At 46.7% G+C, this 24,275-nt stretch carries 21 protein-coding genes; 13 read left to right on the top strand and 8 right to left on the bottom strand.

The genetic code is table 11. From position 1 onward, the window contains the following. Positions 1–242 precede the first annotated feature (242 nt). From istA to P159_RS0105245, 11 genes are all read left to right on the top strand, one after another. A complete protein-coding gene (gene istA / locus P159_RS0105295; RefSeq protein WP_029542142.1) occupies positions 243–1,805 on the top strand; it encodes an IS21 family transposase in 1,563 nt (520 codons plus the stop codon). Then, entirely contained in the window at positions 1,795–2,556 is a 762-nt protein-coding gene (locus P159_RS0105290) for an ATP-binding protein (protein ID WP_029542140.1), read from the top strand. Before istA ends, P159_RS0105290 begins: the two co-directional genes overlap by 11 nt. 292 nt (positions 2,557–2,848) lie before the next feature. Further along, entirely contained in the window at positions 2,849–3,106 is a 258-nt protein-coding gene (locus P159_RS0105285) for a hypothetical protein (RefSeq protein ID WP_029542138.1), read from the top strand. Further along, positions 3,103–3,495, top strand: a complete 393-nt coding sequence (locus P159_RS0105280) for a hypothetical protein (protein WP_029542136.1) — start codon at positions 3,103–3,105, stop codon at positions 3,493–3,495. Before P159_RS0105285 ends, P159_RS0105280 begins: the two co-directional genes overlap by 4 nt. Before the next feature lie 12 nt (positions 3,496–3,507). Next, positions 3,508–5,556: a DNA topoisomerase III gene (locus P159_RS0105275; RefSeq protein ID WP_072004118.1), complete on the top strand. Its 2,049-nt coding sequence runs from the start codon at positions 3,508–3,510 to the stop codon at positions 5,554–5,556. A 3-nt stretch (positions 5,557–5,559) separates the two neighbouring features. Continuing rightward, positions 5,560–6,024, top strand: a complete 465-nt coding sequence (locus P159_RS0105270) for a single-stranded DNA-binding protein (protein ID WP_051650150.1) — start codon at positions 5,560–5,562, stop codon at positions 6,022–6,024. A gap of 95 nt (positions 6,025–6,119) precedes the next feature. Then, positions 6,120–6,335: a hypothetical protein gene (locus P159_RS0105265; protein WP_029542132.1), complete on the top strand. Its 216-nt coding sequence runs from the start codon at positions 6,120–6,122 to the stop codon at positions 6,333–6,335. Between the two features lie 152 nt (positions 6,336–6,487). Continuing rightward, a complete protein-coding gene (locus P159_RS0105260; protein WP_072004117.1) occupies positions 6,488–6,757 on the top strand; it encodes an HU family DNA-binding protein in 270 nt (89 codons plus the stop codon). 78 nt (positions 6,758–6,835) lie between these two features. Next, positions 6,836–7,582 (top strand): 5'-methylthioadenosine/S-adenosylhomocysteine nucleosidase, encoded by a 747-nt coding sequence (locus P159_RS0105255; RefSeq protein WP_185753621.1) that lies wholly within the window; start codon positions 6,836–6,838, stop codon positions 7,580–7,582. Positions 7,583–7,719: 137 nt separating this feature from the next. Further along, positions 7,720–8,046, top strand: coding sequence for a hypothetical protein (locus P159_RS0105250; RefSeq protein WP_029542127.1), 327 nt, complete (start codon positions 7,720–7,722; stop codon positions 8,044–8,046). A 225-nt stretch (positions 8,047–8,271) separates the two neighbouring features. After that, on the top strand, positions 8,272–9,585 hold the full coding sequence (locus P159_RS0105245) for a DNA repair protein (protein ID WP_221174058.1): 1,314 nt from the start codon (positions 8,272–8,274) through the stop codon (positions 9,583–9,585). A 151-nt stretch (positions 9,586–9,736) separates the two neighbouring features. Here the strand turns inward: P159_RS0105245 and P159_RS20905 are convergent, their stop codons facing one another. From P159_RS20905 to P159_RS0105230, 3 genes are all read right to left on the bottom strand, one after another. Continuing rightward, the gene (locus tag P159_RS20905; RefSeq protein WP_072004115.1) at positions 9,737–10,024 is read right to left on the bottom strand and encodes a hypothetical protein; all 288 of its coding nucleotides are present in this window, start codon (positions 10,022–10,024) and stop codon (positions 9,737–9,739) included. Between the two features lie 16 nt (positions 10,025–10,040). Further along, the gene (locus P159_RS0105235; protein WP_029542121.1) at positions 10,041–10,313 is read right to left on the bottom strand and encodes a hypothetical protein; all 273 of its coding nucleotides are present in this window, start codon (positions 10,311–10,313) and stop codon (positions 10,041–10,043) included. Between the two features lie 357 nt (positions 10,314–10,670). Further along, positions 10,671–11,183 carry a hypothetical protein gene (locus P159_RS0105230; protein WP_029542120.1) on the bottom strand — a complete coding sequence of 171 codons (513 nt, stop codon included), beginning with the start codon at positions 11,181–11,183 and terminating at the stop codon, positions 10,671–10,673. A gap of 184 nt (positions 11,184–11,367) precedes the next feature. Between P159_RS0105230 and P159_RS21140 the strand changes: the two genes are divergently transcribed. Further along, entirely contained in the window at positions 11,368–11,772 is a 405-nt protein-coding gene (locus P159_RS21140; RefSeq protein WP_318253508.1) for a hypothetical protein, read from the top strand. A gap of 87 nt (positions 11,773–11,859) precedes the next feature. Here the strand turns inward: P159_RS21140 and P159_RS18430 are convergent, their stop codons facing one another. The 3 genes from P159_RS18430 to P159_RS0105210 all read right to left on the bottom strand — a co-directional run bounded on the left by P159_RS18430 (position 11,860) and on the right by P159_RS0105210 (position 13,456). Continuing rightward, positions 11,860–12,303, bottom strand: a complete 444-nt coding sequence (locus P159_RS18430; RefSeq protein WP_037376976.1) for a helix-turn-helix domain-containing protein — start codon at positions 12,301–12,303, stop codon at positions 11,860–11,862. A 44-nt stretch (positions 12,304–12,347) separates the two neighbouring features. Continuing rightward, positions 12,348–12,854 (bottom strand): hypothetical protein, encoded by a 507-nt coding sequence (locus P159_RS0105215; RefSeq protein ID WP_029542116.1) that lies wholly within the window; start codon positions 12,852–12,854, stop codon positions 12,348–12,350. A gap of 83 nt (positions 12,855–12,937) precedes the next feature. Further along, positions 12,938–13,456, bottom strand: coding sequence for a hypothetical protein (locus P159_RS0105210; protein WP_029542115.1), 519 nt, complete (start codon positions 13,454–13,456; stop codon positions 12,938–12,940). A 192-nt stretch (positions 13,457–13,648) separates the two neighbouring features. Between P159_RS0105210 and P159_RS0105205 the strand changes: the two genes are divergently transcribed. Further along, positions 13,649–15,592, top strand: coding sequence for a hypothetical protein (locus P159_RS0105205; protein ID WP_029542113.1), 1,944 nt, complete (start codon positions 13,649–13,651; stop codon positions 15,590–15,592). An 80-nt stretch (positions 15,593–15,672) separates the two neighbouring features. On the opposite strand, the gene P159_RS0105200 is transcribed toward P159_RS0105205, so the two are convergent. Both P159_RS0105200 and P159_RS0105195 read right to left on the bottom strand, forming a co-directional pair. Beyond that, positions 15,673–17,760, bottom strand: coding sequence for a UvrD-helicase domain-containing protein (locus tag P159_RS0105200; RefSeq protein ID WP_029542111.1), 2,088 nt, complete (start codon positions 17,758–17,760; stop codon positions 15,673–15,675). A 4-nt stretch (positions 17,761–17,764) separates the two neighbouring features. Beyond that, positions 17,765–24,184 carry a DEAD/DEAH box helicase gene (locus P159_RS0105195; RefSeq protein ID WP_051650148.1) on the bottom strand — a complete coding sequence of 2,140 codons (6,420 nt, stop codon included), beginning with the start codon at positions 24,182–24,184 and terminating at the stop codon, positions 17,765–17,767. Between the last annotated feature and the right edge of the window lie 91 nt (positions 24,185–24,275).

Below are 24,275 nucleotides of genomic sequence, written 5' to 3'. Positions count from 1 at the left end.
TTTTTGAGTTTCTCCACCGAGAAACTCCTAACTGCACATGTAAAGCAAAGTTAACTGAATATTACACGCTAAGGAAACCACCAGTTCACGACTGGAAACCACTAATTCATGTGCGGAAACCACATCTCAAAATCGCATAATTCACGGATGGAAACCATCTGTTCATAGAAGGAAACCACATCTCCTCCACGTAGATTTATCTTGGGACTTAACCCAGTGTCTACTGAGAGGAGATGTTTTTTATGAGTCAGAAAATCAGGGTCAAGCTCATCATGAGATTGGCTGAGTCAGGCATGTCACAAAATGCCATTGCCAGACTCCACCATATCTCAAAGCGTTCCATCAGCGATGTGCTGAGCATTGCCAAGGAACGGGGGATTTCTTTTGGCGATGTGGCATCGCTCACGGATGAAGAAGCATATCGTCAGTTTTATCCGGACAGGCATATATACGAAACTGTCTATCGCCAGCCAGACTATGCTCATATTCACGAGGAGCTTAAACGAGTAGGTGTTACTCTCAAGCTTCTGTGGCAGGAGTATCAGGCTACATGCAGTTCTTCCGGCCAGTTTGCCTTCGGTTATACGAAGTTTTGCATGGGCTATGAGGCATACACTGCCAGCAACAACCTGACGAATCATCTTGCTCATCGTCCGGGGGATGCCTGCGAGGTTGACTGGAGCGGAAAAGTCATGAAGTTGGTAGACAGAGCCACTGGCGAAGTCTTCAAGGTTTTTCTGTTTGTAGGTACGCTGCCCTACAGCCAGTATTCCTATGTGGAGCCATGCCTTGACTGCAAGGAGCGTACTTGGCTCCGCTGTCATATTCATATGTATGAGTTTTTTGGCGGGGTTCCCAGGCGGACTATCTGCGACAATCTTAAAACCGGGGTTATTGCACACCCGCGGGAAGGAGAAATCGTGCTCAATGAGGCCTATGAGGCTATGGCGAATCATTATATGACAGCCATCATGCCTGCCCCCGTCAAGCGTCCCAAGGCAAAAGCATCTGTAGAAGGCACGGTTGGCAAGCTCGCTACTGCTGTAATTGCCAGACTTCGCAATGAGACGTTCCATGACTTCGACGCACTTAAAAAGGCCGTACGCACTGCCCTGAATGAATTTAACAAACTGCCATTCCAAAAGCGTCCCGGCAGTCGTTATGAGCTTTGGCTAGATGAAAAAAACTTTTTGGAGAAGCTTCCTGACATCCCCTACGAACTTGCAGAGTGGCTGCGTGACCGTAAGGTATATCCCAACTGCCATGTTTCGGTGGAAAAGAATTTTTACTCCGTTCCGCACAACTATGCAGGCCACAAGGTAGATGTGAAGCTCATGGAGGCTACATTGGAGATTTACCACAACAACCAGTGCATTTCACGGCATCGGCGGTTTCCAAAAGGCATATCCGGCAAATATGACACCAGAAAGGAAGATATGCCGCCATACTTCAATCAGCCGGAAATGAATGGCGAGCGTATGTGTCGGTGGGCAGATAAGATTGGCCCTGCCACCCGCATGGTCGTTGACCGCATTTTTGAATCTGTACGTATTCAGGAACAGGCATATAATTCCGTGCTGTCAGTGCTGAAGCTGGATAAGAAATTCTCACCGCCAGAGCTTGAAGCTGCCTGCCGCAAGGCTTTGTCACAGTTCCACTCACCCCGCTACCGTCATCTAAAAGCCATCTTGACCACGGCTCAGTTGCCCGGCAGAGTAGAAACCGAGATAAAATCTACTGGCTCCAGCAACAAAGGCTTGGTGCGTGGTGCATCCTATTACGGAGGTGACAGCCATGCTGAGTAACGACACTTGTGAGAAACTGAAGGGCATGGGGCTTGAGGCATTCCTCAAAGGGCTGCGGGAACAGCAGCAGGTCAGCACCTATGCAGATATGCCCTTTGAAGAGCGTCTGGCCATGCTTATCGACTTCGTGTATCAGGATAAGCATGCTACCAAGCTTAAACGCCTTATAAACCAAGCGAAGTTCCGCTTCAAAGATGCCGACAGCAATTCCATAGTCTATGTTAACAGGCAGCTGGACCAGAATCAGATACTCAGCCTGCTTACCTGCCAGTTCCTTGAGACCTATACCAACATCATAATCACAGGCTTTACAGGTTCTGGTAAGACATATCTGGGCTGTGTAATCGGCAAGGCGGTGTGCCGCCATGGCAAGAGTGTCCTCTACATGCGACTGGCCGACTTGTTGGAAAAAATGGCAATCGCTGGAGAAACCATTGGCGGCAAGCTGAAACTGCTAAAAAGGCTGAGCAGGTACAACCTGCTTATCATCGATGAATGGGCTTCACGTACCGTACGCCCGGATGAGGCTCATTTCCTATTTGACTTGGTAGAGCAGCGTTATGGAAACAGCTCCATGCTATTGTGTACGCAGCATCCCATAAAGGAATGGCACAATTTGCTGGGAGGAGATGCCAACGCAGACTCCATTATGGATAGACTGGTTCAGAATGCCATCCATGTCTATACTGGAGAGACAAACATGAGGAACATCCTGAGTCCGTATCCGCTCCACCCAGAGGAGAACCACTAACCGGTTTCCTTCCGTGAATTACTGGTGTCATTACTGTGAACCGGTGGTTCCCTTTTCGTGAACCACCGGTTTCTTTGGCGTGTAATAATCAGTTAACGTAGTGCTGCTCACTTATGGTGGCATTATAGCACCTCTACCTACCGAAATGTGGCCAGGTTAGAAAAGTGGCGAGGATTCAGAACCCCATATTTTTTTTCGCCCTACGAGAAATTTCTGCGTAGAGTAAAACATTGTATAGTTTTCCGACCCTCTACCATATTTATAATATGGGTATCTCTTAGGGAGGAAGGTGATGCCCATAACAAGGTTGGAGCAGCGGAAAAGAAGCCTTGCCGCCGTCAATCGCAAGATTGAAGATATGGAGGCAAAGCAGAGAACCTTGGAGAGAGAGATTGCCCAAGAGAACCAGATAGCTCGAAAACACCAGCGCATTCTGATGGTCTACAAGGCTGGATTGATTTTTGAGGAAGCAGGAATCTTGGAGGATTATGACCATGACAGGATCCTGCAAATATTGCAGGATTACAAAAGGGAGGCAAACTTATTATGAACATCAGCCATCAGGAAGTAGAAAACATTTACCAGATCGTCAGCGGTGACGGGGAGAGGAAAACCGAGCAGCTGGCCAAGAAGAAGGAACAGCTGGAAGTGGTAGAAAAGGATTTGGACAAGCTCCGTGACCGCCGCAATAAGCTGAAAGCAGAAATCAAGACCTTGGAGTATAGCCTGAATGCCAGCAAACACTCCAATATGGTAGGGGAACTCAGCAGCTTCGGCATTGACCTCGAGGACAAGGACACTATGCAAGCAGCCCTCCGGCTCCTTATCGAGAACATGGGCAAGGAGAAAAAGCCGGAAACCGAAAAATCCACTATGCCCCCATCCGGCGATACGGCAGAAGTGAAAATTGCTGCACCTGCCAGCAAGGCCACTTTCTAAGGAGGAAATTCCATGCGTTTATTCATAGCCGAAAAGCCCAGCCTTGCCGAGGCCATTGCCAAGGGGCTGGGCAGTGCGAACAAACAAAGGTCTTGCTTTGTCTGTGGCAATGATGTGGTTACATGGTGCTATGGCCACATCTTGGAGCAATTTGAGCCACAGGAGTATGACGAGAAATACAAATCCTGGGACATCGGCCTTCTGCCCATTATCCCTGACAAGTGGCAGATGAAGGTCAAGGCAAATGCCAAAGAGCAATTCAAGGCCGTGAAGGAGTTCGCCCTGAAGGCCGATATCATTATCAACGCCGGGGACCCGGACAGGGAAGGTCAGCTGCTTGTGGATGAGGTGCTGAACTACATCGGCGTTCTCTCGAAAAAGCCAGTCCAGCGAATCCTCATCAATGCCTTGGATGAGAAGTCCGTCCATGAAGCCCTGAAGGATTTGCGGGATAACAGGGAGTTCATCGGCCTACGCAATTCAGCCCTTGCCCGCTCCCGGGCTGACTGGATTATTGGCATGAACATGACCCGTGCTTGCACAAAACACGCCGAAAAGGCAGGTTACAGCAGCGTGGTCAGCGTTGGCCGGGTGCAGACCCCAACCCTCGGCCTCGTGGTTCGCCGGGAAAAGGAGATTCAGGATTTCCACCCGGTGAACTATTTTCAGGTCAAAGCCACTTGGCAGCACCAGCAAGGGGAGATTGTCTCCCATTGGCAGATACCGGAAGACATGGAGGGACTGGATGCCGATGGCAGACTTCTGGAAAAAGCCCGAGCCGAGGCCATAGTCAGCAAGGTTCAGGGACAAACAGGAGTTATCCGCAAAATGGATCAAAAGGAAGGCCAGTCCCAACCACCGCTTCCGTATTCCTTGTCTGCCCTGCAAATTGCGGCGGGTAAGAAATATGGCTACTCACCACAGCAGGTCTTGGACACTCAGCAGGAACTCTACGAGAAGAAGCTCACCACTTACCCTCGCTCTGACTGTGACTACCTGCCCACCAACCAGCTGGCCGATGTACCGCAGATCCTTGATAACCTTGGCTCCTTGTCAGAGGACTTTGCTAAATTCGTACAAGGAACTGACAGTTCTCTCCGCAGCAAGGCCTGGAATGACAAAAAGATTTCTGCCCATCACGCCATTGTGCCCACCACGGTAAAGGCCAACATGGACGAACTGACGGATATGCAGCGTAACCTCTATGAAATGGTGGCCAAAGCCTACCTTGCCCAGTTCTATCCCCCGCAGAAATTCCTCACTACCCACATTGAGATTGAAGCCACCGGAGAAACCTTCGTGGCAAACGGCAAAGTCATTCTTTCCCCCGGCTGGAAGGTACTCTATCAGGGAGAGCCGACAAACAAAGACGGGGATAAGGAAGAAACAGCCCAGCTTCCAGCGGTGCAAAATGGCGAAAGCGTAACAAACAAGGAAGCCGAACTGGTTACCAAAGTAACCAAGCCTCCCAAGCGTTTCACCACTTCCACCTTGCTGGCTGCCATGAAGAACATCGGCAGTTACGTGAAGGACAAATCTCTGAAGCCCATATTAAAAGACTGCTCTGGCATCGGCACCGAGGCCACCAGAGCAGGAGAGATTGAGCTATTGCAGGAAAGACACTATCTGAAGCTGGAGAAAAAAGAGCTGGTGCCCACAGAAAAGGCCATGATGATAATCCAGCTTCTGCCGGACAGCATCACCTACCCGGACATCACAGCCCTCTGGGAGAAAAACTTAGAGGCCATCAGCAACAGAGAAATGTCCGTGCAGGATTTCTTCGCCCAGCAAAAAACCTATATCCAGCAACTTCTGGAGGATGCCATTCACAGGGAAATCGAGCCTCCCCGGGACATCCCTAAATGCCCCCAGTGCGGCAGACCTCTGAAGCTCATAACCTCCAAGAAGAACGGAAAGAAATATTGGATTTGTACGGACCCGGAAAGAGCTTGTAAATCCATTTTCAGCGATAAGCGTGGAAAGCCTGACTTCAATCCGGCTCCGGCTAAAAAGAAAAACGGCAGCTACGGGAAGAAAAACTTCAAGCGAAAGGCAGGATGATTTATGAATATCGTTATTCTCAGTGGCCGGGTGGCCACTGATATTGACAGCCGTGTAACCAAGGACGGCAGACTGGTTTCCCATTTCAATCTCGCCAGTCCCAAAGGCTTCAAGAAGAACAAGGAAGGCAAGATTCCGGCAGAGTTTCACCGCATAAATGCGTGGGGTAAAATCGCAGAGCACTGCCGGGATTATCTGCTCAAAGGCAGACAGGTAAATGTCCGAGGACACCTTTCCACCAACACTTACACCACCAAAGACGGCAAACGCCTAAATTTCAGCGAAGTAACAGCCGATATAGTTGAATTCGTGGATTATCGTAAAGAAGTTTCCCCTGCCCAGCAGCTTACCCCGGTTGCAGAGAGTGCAGCCATTCCAGTTCCAGAAACAACTGCCTCTATCGGCGTTCCCGCTTTGCAAGATATGAGCATTTCGGCAGAGGCCTATGGCGTGGAAATTCCCTTTTAACAAAAATCAAAAGCAGGAAAATCGACATTTATGTGGAAGCTTCATATCTTAGATGAGTTCATACCATCATATCATCTTTTTTAGGAGGAATTATCATGGCAAGAGTAGTGAATTACGAACAGAAAATTGAGGACATCAAGGCAAAGATTGAGAAGAAAACCGAGGAACTGAAAAACCTCAAGGCAGACTTGGCTAAGCTGGAAGATGCCAAAACCAAGACCGACTTCAAGGTTCTCAACGAGTACCTTGCTGGCAAGGGCATTGCCCCGGATGAGGCTCTTGGCAAACTCAAAGAATTATATGGCGAGTAATCGAGTAGGAGGCTGACCATCTTTGACCAGCCCTCCCAATATTTTTATGCCGTTCCATAACACCACTAAAATCAATCGCCTGGCTTGCCAAGCCCACTCCACTGTATTATAATGACCCAGGTCAATCAAAATACAGAAAAGAGGTTATAAACATGGCAGAAGTAATAAGCAAGTCCGCTCTGGTAGACAAAGTAGCAGAAGCATCCAAGGTTTCCAAGAAGGACACCAAGGCCATCATTGACGCACTTCTCAACACTATCGCTGAAGAAGTCAAGAATGATGCCGAGATCCGTCTCATCGGCTTCGGCACCTTCAAAAAGGCCAAGCGTGCAGCCCGCAAAGGCCGCAACCCTCAAACTGGCGCAGAGATTGAAATTGCTGCAAGCGAGAGCCTTTCCTTCAAATCCAGCGTGAAGTACTAAGAACACCCCAGCCCGCCGCAAGCCTCACAAGGCCCCTGCAGCGGGCTTTTCAATACGCCGAAAGGAGCAGTTTTGCAAGTGAGTACCAGCGATACAAAAGTAATGATTGAAGGCGCCATGAATCTAGAAACTGAATTCCTCATAGCTTCCCTTCAGCAGCCCCGGGAGCACATGCTTGGCAGCTGGCGTTTCGTAGAAGGGCAGTACCATGACATTCCACTGGTGATAGCTGTTACCTCAGTGGGCATGAGCAACGCCGCTGCCGCTACAGCCTTGGGCATTGAGCAATTCCATCCCACGGCCATCATCAGCCAGGGCACAGCCGGAGGCCACGATCCGGCCCTAAAAGCCTACGATATCGTCCTGGGCCAGCAGTCCTTCGATGCCAGTTCTTATCGTACTGCCAAAGAAAAGACTGCTGACTGGAGCCACATGGAGCTGATGGGTACTTACGCCTACAGTCCCGCAGATGGCACCTTCATCCCTCAGGCAGTCCACTATCCTGGAGACTCCAGCCTCCTGAACACTGCTCACATGGTGAGCAGGATCTACACCAGAGGACAGGTCATTGCTGGCACCATAGCCAGCTGCAATACCTGGAATCGGCAGATTGAGCGCATCCAGTACCTCCACGATAACTTCAATTCCTCCTGCGAGGATATGGAGACCGCCTCCGCAGCCCTTGTTTGCCACCAGTACAATATCCCCTTCCTTGGCATCCGCATCCTCTCCAATACCGAGTTCAATGATGAAGACTTCCAGCCAGAGACTGCTCAGGTCTGTCAGCAATTCGTGCTGAATGTAGTTCAGCACCTGACACTGTGATCCTCTTCAGTCTCTCGATTGCCCCAGAAGAAATCACCTCCCCTATCTTTTCATGTTACATGTATAGAATATTCATCACAGAATCAGACTTCCTTGCTTTATCAGCCCCATGATAAGTTCAGAAAGGAGATTTTCACATGGCAATCGTATTTCGCCCTCAAAGAAGCGATCTTGACAAAGCAATGGCTGAAGCAGCCACATTTGACACTGAGGAAGAATTGCTTACTCATGTAAAGAAACTATGGCTGGCTACCTATCCCGATGCAAAATTCAAAGTCAAGCTGAGATCATTGAATGATGAACGCACTGGCTGGGAGAACACAAGGTACGTTTGCATGACCGACAACGGCATAGATGCCCCTTACAGACATCCGAAAGTTGTAGGTATGTGCGATACAGATACCTTCAAAGTCATGTCAAAAGAAGAAGCGCTTACAAAGGTCCACCAGCTGTTGGTTGAATGAAGCGAAACCGCCATCTCCTCCGAAAATCAAAGGCAGCTACGGTTCCTCCAACAATATGATATTTGATACCTGACCAAGAAATGGTCTGTTGCACGTAATCTCAATGTGTGACAGACCATTTCTTTTCTTACAAATAACGCCTTCTCTGCGCTTACAGAACTATTGTTCTATATTATATTTTATGCTATACTATATAGAACATAAGTTCTAGCGAGGTGTGTCGAGGTGACTGATAAGTCATATATCATCATAGACATGAAGAGCTTCTACGCAAGCTGTGAGTGCGTTGCCCGCGGCCTCCCTGCCATGACAACGGATCTGGTGGTAGCAGACCCCGAGCGTGGCAAAGGCACCATATGCCTTGCTGTCTCCCCCTCCCTCAAAGCCAAGGGAGTCAGGAACCGCTGCAGAGTCCATGAGATACCTGCGTGCTTCAAGTACATAGTGGCACCCCCGAGAATGCAGATGTACATAGACTACGCCGCCGCGATATACGGCATCTTCCTCGACTACTTCTGCAGGGACGACATATTCGTCTACAGCATAGACGAATCATTCATAGACGTTACTCCCTATCTGAGGCTGTACAAGAAGAAGCCGCGCGATATTGCCTCCTTTATGCTCAAAGAGATAGACAAGCGACTGGGACTCCCTGCCACCTGTGGTATCGGCACCAACCTGTATCTGGCCAAGATTGCTTTAGACATCACTGCCAAACACGCCCCTGACAGAATAGGCGACCTTAACGAGGAAACATTCAAAAAGACGCTGTGGCACCATCGTCCACTCACCGACTTCTGGCGAATAGGGCCTGGCACACAGCGTACTCTTCACAATATGGGCATCTTTGATATGGCAGGAATTGCTGCCTGTCCGTTTCCCAGGCTCCGTAAGAAATTTGGCATTGATGCCTGCATCCTCTATGACCACGCTTATGGCCGGGAACCGACCACCATAGCCGAAATAAAGGCATACAGGCCCAAAACGAAATCCGTGTCTAATGGTCAGGTTCTTTTGAGGGACTACAGCTACACAGAAGCTCTCACGATACTGAAGGAGATGGCTGATCAGCTGGCGCTGGAGCTGGTGGAACGAGAAGTCATCACAGAATCCGTCACCATGTACATAGGGTACAGCATGCGCTCCGGCATAGTTATCCCCGCCTCTGGAGGAACGGTACGGTTCCCAGAGCCTACGAGCTCCAGCATGGCCATCACCAAGGCTCTCGTAACTCTTTACCATGAAGTCGTGTACCATGACTTCGCTATACGCAGAGTTATGCTCTCAGCCAATCATGTCCTGCCGTCAGCCCAGAGGCAGCTATCCCTGTTCGCCCCCATTATAGATGATGAACGGGAACATCTCCGACAGGAGACCATCCTCAAAATCAAGAAAAGGTTCGGCAAGAACAGTATCCTTAAGGGTATGAACCTCCTAGCCGAGGGCACCACTATCCAGCGGAATCAACAGATTGGAGGCCACAAAAGCAATGGCAGCTATAACTACATTCAACCGAGCAAAGATATTCCAGCCCTTTGATGCTCTGCCTGGGCTGCGAGAAGCACTGGCCCAAAAGGAATGGGAACACGAAAACTTGCAAAATATGGCCGATACCTACCATAATGATGTCTATAGATGTGATAACGAACATCTTTGGTTATCTCTACCAGATTCAAACTGAGTATTAGAATCAGGACGATATCCCTTCATCCTCTTTATTTGGGCGTGTTGGATTATTGTCTATACCACCACCATCAGTTAACTTAAAGACATAATTTTTCTTTCTAAGATGTACGTCAAATTTATCTTTCGATATGTTCAATTCGGTAAATATACTATTGTATATTTTATTTATGTCATCTTCGTTATATTCATATGTCCGTGTATCTGATAAATTCCCCAATAATTCTATCATTTTAATGATTTTATTTGTCCTTGCCTCTGCCAAACGTACAAATTTTTCTCTCTTACTTTCCACAGCCGTACTCCTCCAATTAGTTTACACCTCTTATATCAACTATTTTATGTTTACCTCCAATCAGATCTTCAAATTCCTGTAATTCTCTTAAATATTTCATTCTCTTCTTCTGCGCCTCAGCATGAGCTTCTCCGGAAAACATTCTAGCAGCCATTGCCATGAAATCATCCGTAAATACTTCTCTCACCTTTTCCACGGTTTCTCTAATTTCTTTTTCTAGTTTAATATCATTTTTAATTTTATCTTTTTTATACTGTCCACGCTGGGGGAATTCAACAACTTTTGCCATAGTAAAATCTCCTCTACATTTATAAAAAACTTATTACTATACTCTCAATTCCAGGCGCCTTTTGATAATGTAATTATAGCCCACAAAAACATCTAGGTCAATATTTATTAAATATATATCTATATATTTTTTGTTGTGATATTTTTCATATATCACCGTTGTCTGATAATCAGATAATGAGAAGATAAATTATCTGATTATCAGACAAAGCCTACATACTTTTAACAAAAAAAAGGTGAAGACAAAGCTTCACCTTTTACAAAAATATTTCCTTATAAAACTGTTTTCTATATAAGATTATAGCCACATGACTTGCCTTGCCCGTAATTATTACGACTATTTTCCTGCTCATGAAATTCAGGGCACAAACAATATGAAGCACAAGTACATCGATCCAAGAACGGCGCCGATAGAGGCCATGTCTCCTACTCCTTTGATTTTATGCTCATGTTCCACGAGCTCGAGAATCTTGCGCTGCATCACTTCTTTTTCAAGTGCATCTTCTATATATTGCTTAATCTTAACAAGCCCAGGGTATTGTCTGACATAATCAGCTACCGTAATGATAGCAAAAAAGAGTATGCATGCTCTGTCTATGTTCTCTGGTCTGCTATATAGGCCGGCGAAGAAGAGCCCTCCCAAGTTAAGTAATGATGACAGTAAAGGCATTAACATAACTAGAACAGTCACTATTTGTACTGGCAGCCCCTCCAGCATAAGCAGCATATCCATCATCTTTTCAACAAGTTCTTTTAGGTATTCTTTGGCAGCCTCTTCTCCCATCATTTGAATCTTGATTCTGCTGATCATACGCTTGACGGATAGAATCAGCCAGATTATGGCAAAAGCTTTTAACATGAGTTCGGTCATCTATCATTTTTCCTTTTTAAACTTTAATTGATTGGCGATAGCCAATTAGCAGCCCGTCCCAATACCTGGCGGAGTAACGCGACTGCTCATTATTAACAATCAACCATATTTTGCTGTATTCGAGAAAATATGCTATAATTCCTTTTCGGGATATGCAAATGTAACATTATCGGAGGGATATGTTTTGGCTACTACCAAAAAAACTACTACTACTAAGAAAACCACTACGAAGAAGGCTGCCGCCTCAGAGACCAAGACGGTTGCAGCGAAGACCACAAAGGCTACTGTTACCAAGGCAACTACCACTAAGGCCACTGCCACCAAGAAGAAGTACGTCTATGCATTCTTCAACTGCGACGACAACAAGAGCGCTGCATCCATGAACGTGCGCTACAACAATGAGATGTTCGCTGATACCGCTGCCGGGCGTAAGGCTCTACTCAAGAAGATTGAGGATGAGTGCGCCGCCGGCCGCGTCAACATTGCCGATAAGGTCCTCGTTGAAGAAGCTGTCATCAAGGGCGAGCCTACGGATGCCAGCGCAAAGATCCAGTACGCTTCCATCGAGCGTCTGGTGCTGGTTGGCTAATACGTCAACATATACCATAATATACAGACAAACAAGTCCTCTGCACTGCAGGGGACTTGTTTGTCTTGTGCTGATATATAATTATCACTACTTCAGTAATCTCTGCACAGTGAACGTACTGGCACCCATGATTTCTGCTATTTTCCTGATGGAGTTACCTTCCTTCCTCAGCTTCATAGCCTGCATCTTGGCTCGCAAACCATACTTCTTGGGACGTCCGGTACTTTCCTTACGTTTCGGCGCTTTCTCCGTAAGTAGTTCTCCAAAAGAATCCAATGCTTTCTGAGTAAGCCTCATATTCCAGAAATACTCTGACTCACCTACTATGGCAGGAGAGTCCACAATAAGCTCGTACCAGCTATACAGCGTTCCTGTGTACTCAGCCAATACAGTCAGCTGGCTTTGGTCATCCTTCTTATTTTTCGCTATCTCTCCGTCAAGAAGCCAGCACACGATAGCCTTCTTCATGACTTCAGAGAGCCTGGGACGAGCTCTGTTATTGATATTCTTGCTGGTCAACTTCTTTAGCATGGCCTGCCGCTCCTGTAGTGAAAATTATTTTTCTACACAGATTTTCAAATATATGTGGCAATACAGTACACTATGTTAAGTATGATAACAATCAAGGCGATGTTACCAAATAACGCCGCTATCTTATGCTCCTTGTTGTAGGTCTTCTCGAACAGATCATGCTGGGAAGAGTAGACCTCTATGGCCATAGCTGTCACTCCAATCTCAAAGGTGCCAGTATACTCAGCGGCGCAATACTTCCTCTGGATCTCGACTTCATCTTCTGAAAGAGAAGCAGAATCGCTGAAGGCTATCTTCTTCATTTTGTGGTAGGACTCACCCCATATATGCTTGTACATCTGAGATTCAGAGCCATATGCCCGGACAGCTAAGTAGCAAAGCCAGATACCCAGCATGATGTCCAGGCAGATTTCAACTGCTTCCCTGCCGTCCATGTAGCTCAGAAAGGCACTTACGAGCATGAACGCTCCAACAAATCCACAGTTACCCCTAAAGAAGGAATTTTTAGCCAACATGAGGTACGGCATACGATTGACAACCAATACCCTCAATACTTTTCCTCCTGCATCATGAGCTCAACCTGTTTTCATAATCAATAAATTCTATCACAGATTAATGTTTAATGCAAAATAGTCTATTTCATATCCTCAGGTACTAATGCTGTCTGAATTCGGATGGGGATATTCCTTGCCTTCACCTTATCTTGACGCACCAATTCATTGGTTTTTCCTATAACCTGCTTTGCTATTAAAATATTCTCAGGATTATCAGAGGAAACCGAACCACGATTAATCCACTGCGGATTTGCTTCAACAATTGGCTGCTCGAACCAAACCTTCGTATAAAGCAGTGAATCATAGATTACCCACGGTTTTTTTCTCACATCAATACGTGATAGGTAAATCTTATATTCAACCTGTCCCTTCCCATCTTCAGGTCTGGAATAGAATTCTTTTCGCCAGAAGTAAAAGCCATAGATAGCGTCCCTCTCATAGCTATTCAAAATCTCTAAGCGGTCAACTGCGTAAAACTGGTCGATCAAGGCATCAGCACCATGCCCCACCGGAACGTCTAACCGTTCCCACTTTGCTGCATATGCCGACGAAAAAATGAGACATACAATCAAAATTGCTAAATATATTGCTTTTCTCATGCGCTTATCTCCATATTCACGATTACTGTCAGTTAATTTTGTTAAACATCAGCACTGGTGCACTCTGTTGCCAGTTCTCTATTTAAATCCTACCATTAATTAAAAAAGATTGTCAATATGTACGATAATGTTTAATTATGGTATAATATATCTGTTTGATATACATTTTAAAATCTTTAAGGGGTAAAATCCATGAACCAATTTAAGAAAGAAGTTCTCTCTATTATTTCTAAAGAGGAAAAAATAAAGCTTCCCTATTTGCCAGAAAACTTAAAAGATGAATCTATAACAAATATACTTGGCATGGATATTTATCACATGCTACACGCAATATTCTTGTACACAGAGTTTCCTAACATCACTTCAAGCAAAATTCAACATATCGTAGAATGTAAACAAAAAATAATTTTGACCTCCATACACGAATATCTTTTGGATGTTATCGACGAAACACATCACAGTTCCTTAAACAACATTCCCAAACTTATTGTTTTAATGTGTAATAAATTCGGATTTTGCGATACATACAATAAATTAAAGCCATTCTTTTCAATCGATTATTCCAGAGAACTCAGCGTTACCAATTTAGGAAAAAAATATTATATCTTAACTAATAAAGAAAACGCATTAAATGTAGTAAAGACTTTTTCTTTAGACAACAGTTATTTCCACATTTCCCAAATCGAGGAAGCTATTACATTTAGATTTTCTCGTGACCACAGTGGAATTTATAAAACTAATGAGGCATTACACACTACAGGAATTTATGTAACACAATATTTGGCAACAGAATATATATTAAGACGTTATACAGTTGCCAACTCAATGGAGTTATTTCATTTAAAAGGATTACTATTAAACATCAATGAAATGTACAAGCTATTACCAAATAATTTACATTCTTACTTGGATGCAGAAAAGAACCGTGTTATTGAGAATCTAAATATTAGATTTTCTTGTAATGATATATCGTTAGCATATCCATTTTTATATTTGACGTTATTCAAATGTATAATAGCCATCCTTTTTATCAATCATTTAGAAAACCAACCAACAAATGACTTTACATCACTCAAGGGCAAACATGTTAACAACTTTGTCCTCTGTGGAAAATTATTTAAAAGATACATAAACAAAAAATTCAATCCTCCTGATTGTAATCTCTACACACGTAGAACATTTTTGTACTACTTTGCCGAGACAAATCACCTTTATTTTCGTGAACTCGAAAAAACAAAGTATAATAGCAAACTCTGTAGGCTAAGTATTACTGGGGGAGCAAAAGAGCACCCGCTCAAAATTAATGCAAGTATCCATTATACAAATTTTGACGAATTATATAGGCTTTCTTTATCACAACTAGCAAACTCCTGCAAAGAGGAATGTCTCTTAAAAGAGGAACTCTACTCTTGCTTAAATGTATATAATTATGATACATATAATCCCATAGGTATTTTCCCAACTGATAACGAAAATAAAACTGGCTCAACAACGACCTCAAATCAACAGAAAACGAACTTATTACAACAAGCCACTCCAAAAAAGGCCAGTAAAGATAATCAAGTTAAACGTAAAATAAAGCCTAATGACAATATCAATTTTGATGGTTCTCAACATACTCTTTATATAATGCGTAAAGATCCTAAGTGCATTAATAAACACAGCGTTATTTCTGTTACAGGTATTTTAACAAGTCTAACCGGCCGTCCTATAAGGATAAATGTCAATTATTGCGAGAATTGCAACCGTTTCTATATACATGAAATGGATTTTGACATGTACCGTAAGCGTTATCGCATTCTCCTTGGAAAAATATCACTTGATTTTATTAGTTTCCCGAAGCAAACTGGACAATTCAATCTTGCAGCAGAATCACCATTACGTTTGTGTGGTTACACTGTAAATCAACAGGATAATTATTCCGAATCGGAACGACATGCCATATTAGCCAATATTATGAACCACAAGATAATGAAAAAAGCAGAAATACTTAAGTATCTACACTTCTATATTCAAACTCAGGGAGGAAATAAGCGAAAAGCACTAGCTGTCTCCAAATGGGAAGACGACTTAGATTTTGTCAATAACTATAACTTAAACAAACAACAAAAATACAAAATTAACAAGATTAGTTAAAAACAATCTAAAAGAGACGGGCTCCACAATTTGGGATCCCGTCTTTTTTTTGAGAAAACGGCCAGCTCTCTAATATCACTTTACATAAGGAATTCCGACTTTTTCCCATAGCTGGTTATAAATGCCCCTCGCTGTGCCCTCGTCAGAGCCACATAAAGCAGACATTTCTCTGCCACCAGGGCTTCCTCCCTGGCTATTTGGTCATCTGTTGCAATGACCTGTTTCAGCGGCATTAACCCTTGATTCATACCTGCTATGAACATGTACTGGAATTCCAGCCCTTTGACACGATGCATGGTGGCCAGGCGAATACCGTCCTGTTGTCTGTCATCTGTTTTCTCTTTTTTCAGTTCATAGCAACGAAAGCCCTGAGCCGTGAGAGCCTGGATATAGTTGTCCAGCATGCCATGGGTTCTGGCGGTGAGGCATATATCTTTCAACGGTACGCCGTTAGCTTCCAATTCCTTGACCTGTGTGACGATAAAGTCCAATTCACTGTTGGCGGAGCGGCAATGCTTTACCACAGGAGCCTCGCCGTGGGTCAGTGACTTGCACTTATCGTTAGCCAAGGCCTCGCCGTCCAGATTGTCAAAGTCTATGCCAGACAGGACGGAAAGCGCATAGGCCCTTGTTTCTTCAGTAGTTCTGTAGTTTATACGTAAGATGCTGCTGCGGCCGCGAACTTCTATGCCACACTTGGAAAGGACGGTCTTGTGACGGTAGATGCGCTGATGAGCGTCCCCCACAATAAATATATCATTGGCATGGGATGGTCCTGCAATGCTTCGTATCAGCTCCAGAGCTATCTGACTAAAGTCCTGACCCTCATCCACGATTATATGAGGATAAAGCATATCTTTCGGTTTGATAAGCGTGCGGCACTCATCCATGGCCCAATAAACATCACGTTTCCCCGCTGCCTTCATCTTTCTCTGGTAGATTTCAAAGACTTTCCAAACCTGCTGCCGTTTCTGCCTGTCCAGACGTACGCCACGACCATTGCGGGAGCATCTGATATATTTGGCAACATTCAAGGCATGCTGAGGGATAACCACCCTAGCCCATTCCTCGGCGTAAAAATCCGCAGACAGCCCCAAATCATCAGCCATAGCCTCTGCTACAGCCTCATCCCATACCTCATGCAAAGCTGCTTCATTGTACTCTATCCTGGCCTCATAACCTGCCGTCCGCATAAAATTATTAACCCAGGCGTCCAAATTGATTACTTCTATATGGCGCAGTTCTTCATTGCTGCATATCTTGCGCAGATTCTCCCGGATATCTGCCGCCAGGTTCGCCGTGAAGGTGGTGAACAAAACTCGTTCGTGCCCATTTAGCCCAGCAGCCAGTCTCCTGGCGCGGTGCATAGCCACTACAGTCTTGCCTGTGCCAGCCCCACCTGTGGTCCTGGCGGATCCGTTATAATTATTGTTCACTATCCTACGCTGGGTGGGATGCAGGAATACACGCCACTTTTCCAAAGGACGCCCCAGCATAGCCTGCAGATCTTCTTCTCCTTCCACTACTCTGAAGAACCGCTGATTTTCAGCAGATTCCAGCGCAGCTCTCAGGTCACCTGCTTTCTGTACCTTGTCATCGCGTTCTGCCTGCAGCATTTCAATGACTTCCCTGGCGGGAATGCCTTCCAACAGCCAGGAGAGGCCTTCAAATACATCCGGAGTCAAAATACCTTTGCTGGCTACGAATGCCTCCTTGGAAGTCAAGGAACGTACATATTCCAGCTGGTCTTCCGGTACCCCCAGCTCCAGATACTCCTCTTTGCTCACTTCACCAAAAATGCAGGAGGCCTTTACTGTTTCCACTATCTCCTGAACCGTATAGAGCTGGATAGCCCCGGTAAAGGGATTGATATTGCAGCGCTTACGGGCAGCCCATTTATATGCTTCATCATGATGATCCACCCAGATAAGCATGAACACCCCTGTATTTTCTTCCCGTATGACTATGCCTCGATAGGTATCATCCACACGCACAGACCAGACTTTCTTATCCAGCTTGCTGGCTATTTTTTCATAGTGAATAGCTGCAGACGTAGGATTGCTACGGAATTTCACCAGGAAATCTGATGTATGCTTCTGCGCCTGCGATGGCAACCTGGCAAAGGATTCGAGAAATGTATCACCAATGACTACTTTTACATCCTGCATTTACTCACGCCCTTTCCACAAATATTTCTTCTACGTTTTCAGCCTGTTCGTCAAAGACCTTCCATCCCGCTTTCTGGAAGTTTTCCTTGGCGTCAATACTATCGCTCAGGATAAAGGCTATTTTCCTTTCACTCCAGGCCAACTCTACCATATCAAGCACCCTGCCATTCTCTACCAGTTCATCAGCGATGACATCAGGTATGGGAATATTTCTGTCCTTAAGGGAAGCGACAAATGCCAGCTCTGCCTCATCCGCAAACTCACGCAGCGCCTCCAATGCAACATGCCACCCATTTTTCTCTGTTTCTCCCACATCCGATGCTTCCGTATCTTCCAGTGCTGGCAAAGGCAAGGCCAGATAAGTCTTGTTCACCAGTCCCAGCTCGGAAACAGCGATAAAATTCTCCATAAACTGCATGACGTTGTGGAAATGCCAGAACCCATTCCACTCCAACTCATACTTCTCCGAGCGCAGGTCAGGCCTATCTTCCATTATGGCTGCAGCAACCACGAACTGCTCCGGGCTACTCTTGCCCTTCGCAATATCCAGTCCGGCCAGACAAGTGAAATTTGCTCCATTAGCCCGTGGCTTCCATGAGCCGAACAAAGTCTGCCCGAAGGTAAAGCCCAGCTCGTGGAAATGGCTGTCCTCCCCTATGTCTTCAATCTTCTTGCTCCAACTGTTGAAATCCAGAGCAGAAGTCATCTTACCGGTGTCCAGTAACGACATGGCATAGGCCCTGGCCTGCCCCCGGAACTCGGACTCGGCCCCGGGCAAGGTCAGGTATGCCATGAGCAGTTCAAATGCCTTAGTCTTGGCAGGCTTCAGCGACAAAGCACCGGCTTTCTTTACCATGGGTTCATACATGCTGTCGCCGGAGGGCATTTGGCTCGCATCCAGCGTATTGGTAGCAAAGTCATCCTGCACATGGAAGACTTCCTGTACATCCTTGTAGCTGAGGGACCAAACACGGAAATTGCCGCTGCGGTGGATGGCCTCACGTTTCAAAGTATCATCAGCCACCCTGTCCTTGTGATACATAAAACCATCGGTGAATACGGCCACTGGCAGGTGCTCTCCATCTGAGGTATCAAAGTTAGGCCAAAGGACAAAATCCGGCTTGCAGGGCACACTTACCCCTTGCATGCTGTCCAGATTTACCTGCGGCTCCACTTCCCAAGAATAGGTCTGTCCTTCCTGTCCGTTTTTGTCCTTGATGGTGATATTCAGTATATAGCCCTGCTTGTCATTGACCAATACCTGCTGCACATCCACCTGCCGTGCTTCATTTCCCATCTTTCCCAGAGCCACGATGAACTGCTGCTCCAGCTCGCTGTCAAAGAGATCATTGGTCTTGATGCTGCCCAGGCAGTCTATGGGTTCAATATTATCCTTGCCGCTCAGGATAGAATGAAGCATCTTCATTGCCTCACGGCGGGATATTTCGCCGATATTCTTGCTCTGACGATAGGCATAGAGACAATGATAGCACCCGTCCTTCTTCTCGTCCTCCTTGCACCTGCAATTCTCCAGTACCTGCAACGCCATCTCAAATATTTTCGTCAAGGCATCATCATGCTGCATAAGTTGCTTGAGATAGCCTGTGCCGCCGGGAACAGAATCGTAGATGACCAGATATTGCTTCCGATAATCTCCCTCCTTTACAGGCACTTCACAAATGCTGGCCCGCAGGTGATCCACATTGCCGAAATACTCCTTCATGCCCAGCATGAAGGCCGCAGTGAAGGATTCCGTTTTTACCTTCGTCCCAACAGAAGTTGTTTCAGGAATCAGCAGTCGCAACACTTCTGTTGTGAACTCGCGATAGAGGAACAGGCACTCTTCCTCTGCTTCCTTCTGCAGGGCCTCGTTTTTGTTGGCCTTGCAATAGGGAGCGTGATTTATCTTCCCCTCGCTATCCTTAATCCTGCCGCAGTGTTTGCATACAATGAATCCCTTCCGGGCCTCTGATACACCATTGACGGTCAGTTCCTCCGCTTTGGACACATCAGCCTCGCCAAAGTTGATTTCTCTCAAAGTGGCTTTCTTGACAAATTCATAGCCGAATGGGAAATCATCATTGTTCATGGCATAGGCTTTCTCTATGTCCTTATCCTCGTCCACATCCACCAAAAGTTGCTTCGTGTAGAACCTGACTTCACGATTTTCGCTTCCGTCATCAATGATGCTCTTGTCCATATCCATATTGGAATAGACCATATTCACCCGCAGCATTTCTCTGACCTGGCCTTCATCAGCCCACATGGTGCTTTCACAATGGGGGCAGGCTGCCTTGTTCTTGATGGTCAACTCCTGCTCAGCATGAGCACAGTTGGGGCAGAGACGCCACAGTTCCGGCTTTGCGGTATTTATATCCACCTGATCAATAGTGAACTGATGACCACCAGCATAGAAGCTGTTATTGGGAGCAAACTCGCTGATAGCCACTGAAGCTGCCCGCTTGTACTCATAAACAGAGTTGCTATACTTGGGCTTTTTCTGAGGTTTCTCCTTGTCCTCCTCTTCCTTCCGGAAGAGCACAGCCTTCAAGGTGATGCCTTCTTCCGGGAAAGCATAGTTGGGCAGCAGACCTTCATCAGACAGGAAATTGAAGATATCTTTATTGCGCAGCTGCCTTTTGACATTCACCAAAGCTGTCCGTTCCCGCTGCAGTCCCCTTATTTCTTCCTCATAGGAGCTATCCTTTGGCTTGCTCTCATATTCCTTTTGAAGAATCTTCAGGGCCTTGATATTGGCATCAATGCTGTCAATCTCTGCATTTATTTCCTTAAAGCTCTTCAGTACACGTACCTGCAGGGGAGATTCTTCAAGCCCTTTCCCTTTGGCGAATTCCCGCAGCTCTGCCTCAGCCTGGTCATCCAGATCGCCTTTGAACATGCTGGTAAACATCATGAACAAGGATGACAGCTTCTTCTGTACGTAATTCAGGTAGTTGTTTGGGAAACCGTCCGCCGTCTTGTTTTTGACATTTGTAAGGGCATTCCCCAGGGTTCTGGGAATTGTTCCCTCGGCCACGCCGCTCTTTATCCAGTTGTCCATACAAAAGGCCATGAACTGCCGCTGAAGCACAGCCGAAGCCTTGAGGAAAATGTGAGGGGCTTTGACACTGCCCTGCATCATCTCCAATGGCTCGGTGTAGAAATACAAATCATGAGGCCTGGTGCTTGCCACCGCCAGCACTAGGGAGTTGCCATCCGTACGCCCGGCCCGGCCAGCCCGCTGTAGGAACTGGGCCTGTCCCGGTGGCATACTGCAGAGAATCACAGAGGACAAATCGCCAATGTCGATACCCATTTCCAGAGTGGGCGTGCAGGACAGAATATTGGGATCCCATTCCTGCCTTCCATCCTTTGGGCTGCGCTTGAAGTCATTTTCCACTTTCTCCCGAGCCTCACGCTCAAGAAGTCCCGTGTGTTCCTCGGCATGGATACGCACCAAATCCCCGGAACTATACAGCTCGCCGTAATAACCCAACTCGCTTGCTTCACACTCCTGCATGTATCCCGCGCAGCCCTTGCGTGAGCAGATAGCCCCCTGCATGATATCTATAAAGTCTGCGCTGCACTCGGCTTCGCTGCCACACTTGTCGCATTTCACCGTGGCCACCTGGTCAGAGATATAAACACGTTCTTTGTTCAGGCCGAAAATCTTGATGCTGCCGTCCTTCCCAGGCATTTCATGGACTATATCCATTTTCAAGGCTTCTGCCATGATTATCTCACTGACCTCACGGGATAAATCCTCACGGGTAAATTCGGTTTCCTCCACGCAGTTCTCTATCCAGGCAGTATACTTATAATCCCCCAGAGTATCGAAGTAGTATGGCTTCTTGGCTCTACCTTCCACTTTGCAAACAAATCTTGGAGTATTGCGTCCTGACTTCACTCCTGGTAACCACTTATAGTAATCATTGGAAATCAAATATGGCCTGCCATCCTCCTGACAGTACTTAGTGAACACACCATCATCAAAAGCCCCTTGCTGACGCATGATGTCCAGATAACCATAAACCATCCGCTGGAAATCAAAGGGCTGGGCGTAGCTCATAACTCCCAGTTCATTGATGACGCGTTCCTGCACCTTTTCAGCCAGACTATTGATATCAGCCCTGTCAAAAGTCAGGCATGAACAGCCGGACTTTTCCAGTGTCCTGCCGATGCGGCTAGTGACACCATACTCCAGCATGATTTCATAGCTGATACGACGGCGTATATCCCGAAGCAGGTCATTGGCTGCTTTGTCTGTACCAAGCGCTCTTTTTTCCTTTAAGTCCTTGAATCCCTGGGTCCACTTGAGATTGGGTGGTATAAAGAAGCTGACAAACTTCTCCCGGCTCATCTGCTCCTGCCAATAAGCAAGAAACCCTTCCGTAAACTCTGCCAGGGACTGGCCTGCACCTCCGTTCATCACATAACGCTGCACAGCTCCCCTGAGGCCGAACCGCCAGGTGCGGGAATTGAAGAAACCAGCCCTATGGGCCGCATCCTGCACACTGTCGGAGAAAGTGAGGGTCTTTTTGTCATCATTGAATTTCGAGGCCATGATTTGGGACAGACTGGCACTAATCTCAGATGTACTCCGAAGGCCCATCAGGGATACGCCACGGCGACTGCCGCAGAAGGGGCACTCATACTGGCGATGCTTCTGAGATCCGCTGGTTTTCAGACGCGGTATCAGCACGTCAATATATTCCCCATTGTCATCAGGACAATGGGTTTCATTTTCTTCGTAAGTAATGTGATGGCAATTTGGGCAGAACTTGGCCGGACGCAAGTCCTTATCTCCCTGCCCATCAACGCCTGGATACATCAAGGCGATCTTGTCACTTGTGCTGAAGAAGAGATTATAGAAAGTCTCCAGATTCTTGACCGTGGCATGATGGCCTTCATCCAGTATCCCCGCCCAGCCCGTAGCGCCGCAGTCACGACAGTTGACAATAGGCAGGTAGGACTTCCGCTGTTGTTCATTGAGATCAAGGGACAGCATATAGTCCACATTATGAGCAGACACTCTCCCCAAAAGGCGGCGCAACTCCCTCATCCAGAGCTGTACCTGCACAAACAGGAACGGCCTCAGATGCTCTTCGCTCCCCCTGCGGGCATAGGAAACAAGCGCAAACAAAGAATTGAAGCCCGCTTCTTTATCCTTCCAAGTTTCCATCACAGGATATTTGCGCAAAAGTTCCTGATACAGTCCTTGGCATTGCCAGTAATTGCCCCTCATCAGGCACAATACATCTTGAAAGAAGCCATGCTGCTGCAAAGCCTCCCCCAAGGCAAGACGTGCCCCGGCTTCGGTTTCGTCGCTAAAATCCCACGCCAACTCCGGCAGCCATCCCTCTGCTGCTGCTTGCAAATAGTCCTTTTCATCATCGGCAGCAGAAAACTCATTGAGCTGCTCCACAGTCTCTGCCCCAGGCAGGGACAGATATTTACGTTCTGCATCGGCGAAGTATTCTTCCGGGCTTAATCTGTCCTCGGTGATGACTGCCTCCTCATCAAAAGGCTCTCCAAAGACATCTGAAGCATATTTGCGGATATCCTCATCACTATTCTTGTCACCCATGGTAGCGGAAGTACCCACGCAGCAAAGATAACCCAACGGTGTATTGAGCCGTGCCTTCAGTCGCCGCAGCAGACAAGCCAGGTCCGTCCCCTGGGCACCGTCAAAGGTGTGGAACTCGTCTACCACTATGTACTTGAGTGTCTCAACATTGGTATTGTCCTGCCAGAGAGCGGCATCCTTGGGGCGTACCAGCAGATAGTCCAGCATCTTGTAGTTGGTCAGCAGGATATCTGGGGGCTGATTTATCATGGTTTCGTGGTCAGTGATAACCCCCAGGATATTTGCGTCCTTGTCCGGCTCCATCATCATGGTGGCGCCCTTCCCTTTACCACCGCCTACATACATACCTACGCTAATAGCGGTATCAGTGCCATCGTGCAGCTTAGGACTGCTGTAGATGGCCTTGGCAATACGTCCAGCTTGGTCAGTGGCCAGAGCGTTCATGGGATATATAATCAGAGCCTTTATCCCCGGCTCTCCCCTGTGTTTATAACAGTATTCCAGAACTGGATTCAGGAAGCACTCCGTCTTGCCTGAGCCGGTACCAGTGGCGATAAGGGTAGAGCGTCCATCTTCTCCCGTCAGCCTCTCATAGGCCTTCTGCTGATGGACATAGGGCATAAAAGGCAGCTCCACCCCCTCAAAGCAGTCTGGCATGGTCTCTGCCGTGCGGAAGGGCAGCTTCACCGATATGTAAGGCTCATGATAGACAGCATCATGGCCATCGAACATGGCAGCCAGGGAATCAGCAAAGGGCTCATTGGTCATGGGAAAGGTAGTCTCTATGTAATCCCGGATCCCCTGCTGGAGTTGTTTTGCCAGAATAGATGGAAGCATACGCACTCTCCTATGTCTTACAACCATCAAAAACTACGAAAAAAGCTGTTTGACGCCTTATAAGGTCGTAAATCAGCTTATAAGCCATATA

It is taken from the genome of Selenomonas sp. AB3002 (assembly GCF_000702545.1).
GTDB lineage: Bacteria > Bacillota > Negativicutes > Selenomonadales > Selenomonadaceae > Selenomonas_B > Selenomonas_B ruminantium_A.
Note: the sequence above shows the minus strand (reverse complement) of the source record. Positions and strands in the feature narration are given on the sequence as shown.

Bases quoted from the DNA above. Each gene is read 5' to 3' on its own strand.
- P159_RS0105200 (WP_029542111.1), bottom strand. From the start codon at position 17,760: ATGCAGGATGTAAAAGTAGTCATTGGTGATACATTTCTCGAATCCTTT.
- P159_RS0105260 (WP_072004117.1), top strand. From the start codon at position 6,488: ATGGCAGAAGTAATAAGCAAGTCCGCTCTGGTAGACAAAGTAGCAGAA.
- P159_RS0105290 (WP_029542140.1), top strand. From the start codon at position 1,795: ATGCTGAGTAACGACACTTGTGAGAAACTGAAGGGCATGGGGCTTGAG.
- P159_RS0105235 (WP_029542121.1), bottom strand. From the start codon at position 10,313: ATGGCAAAAGTTGTTGAATTCCCCCAGCGTGGACAGTATAAAAAAGAT.
- P159_RS0105195 (WP_051650148.1), bottom strand. From the start codon at position 24,184: ATGCTTCCATCTATTCTGGCAAAACAACTCCAGCAGGGGATCCGGGAT.
- P159_RS0105285 (WP_029542138.1), top strand. From the start codon at position 2,849: ATGCCCATAACAAGGTTGGAGCAGCGGAAAAGAAGCCTTGCCGCCGTC.
- P159_RS0105275 (WP_072004118.1), top strand. From the start codon at position 3,508: ATGCGTTTATTCATAGCCGAAAAGCCCAGCCTTGCCGAGGCCATTGCC.
- P159_RS18430 (WP_037376976.1), bottom strand. From the start codon at position 12,303: ATGCTAAAGAAGTTGACCAGCAAGAATATCAATAACAGAGCTCGTCCC.
- P159_RS0105270 (WP_051650150.1), top strand. From the start codon at position 5,560: ATGAATATCGTTATTCTCAGTGGCCGGGTGGCCACTGATATTGACAGC.
- P159_RS0105210 (WP_029542115.1), bottom strand. From the start codon at position 13,456: ATGAGAAAAGCAATATATTTAGCAATTTTGATTGTATGTCTCATTTTT.
- istA (WP_029542142.1), top strand. From the start codon at position 243: ATGAGTCAGAAAATCAGGGTCAAGCTCATCATGAGATTGGCTGAGTCA.
- P159_RS0105205 (WP_029542113.1), top strand. From the start codon at position 13,649: ATGAACCAATTTAAGAAAGAAGTTCTCTCTATTATTTCTAAAGAGGAA.
- P159_RS0105250 (WP_029542127.1), top strand. From the start codon at position 7,720: ATGGCAATCGTATTTCGCCCTCAAAGAAGCGATCTTGACAAAGCAATG.
- P159_RS0105280 (WP_029542136.1), top strand. From the start codon at position 3,103: ATGAACATCAGCCATCAGGAAGTAGAAAACATTTACCAGATCGTCAGC.
- P159_RS0105230 (WP_029542120.1), bottom strand. From the start codon at position 11,183: ATGACCGAACTCATGTTAAAAGCTTTTGCCATAATCTGGCTGATTCTA.
- P159_RS0105265 (WP_029542132.1), top strand. From the start codon at position 6,120: ATGGCAAGAGTAGTGAATTACGAACAGAAAATTGAGGACATCAAGGCA.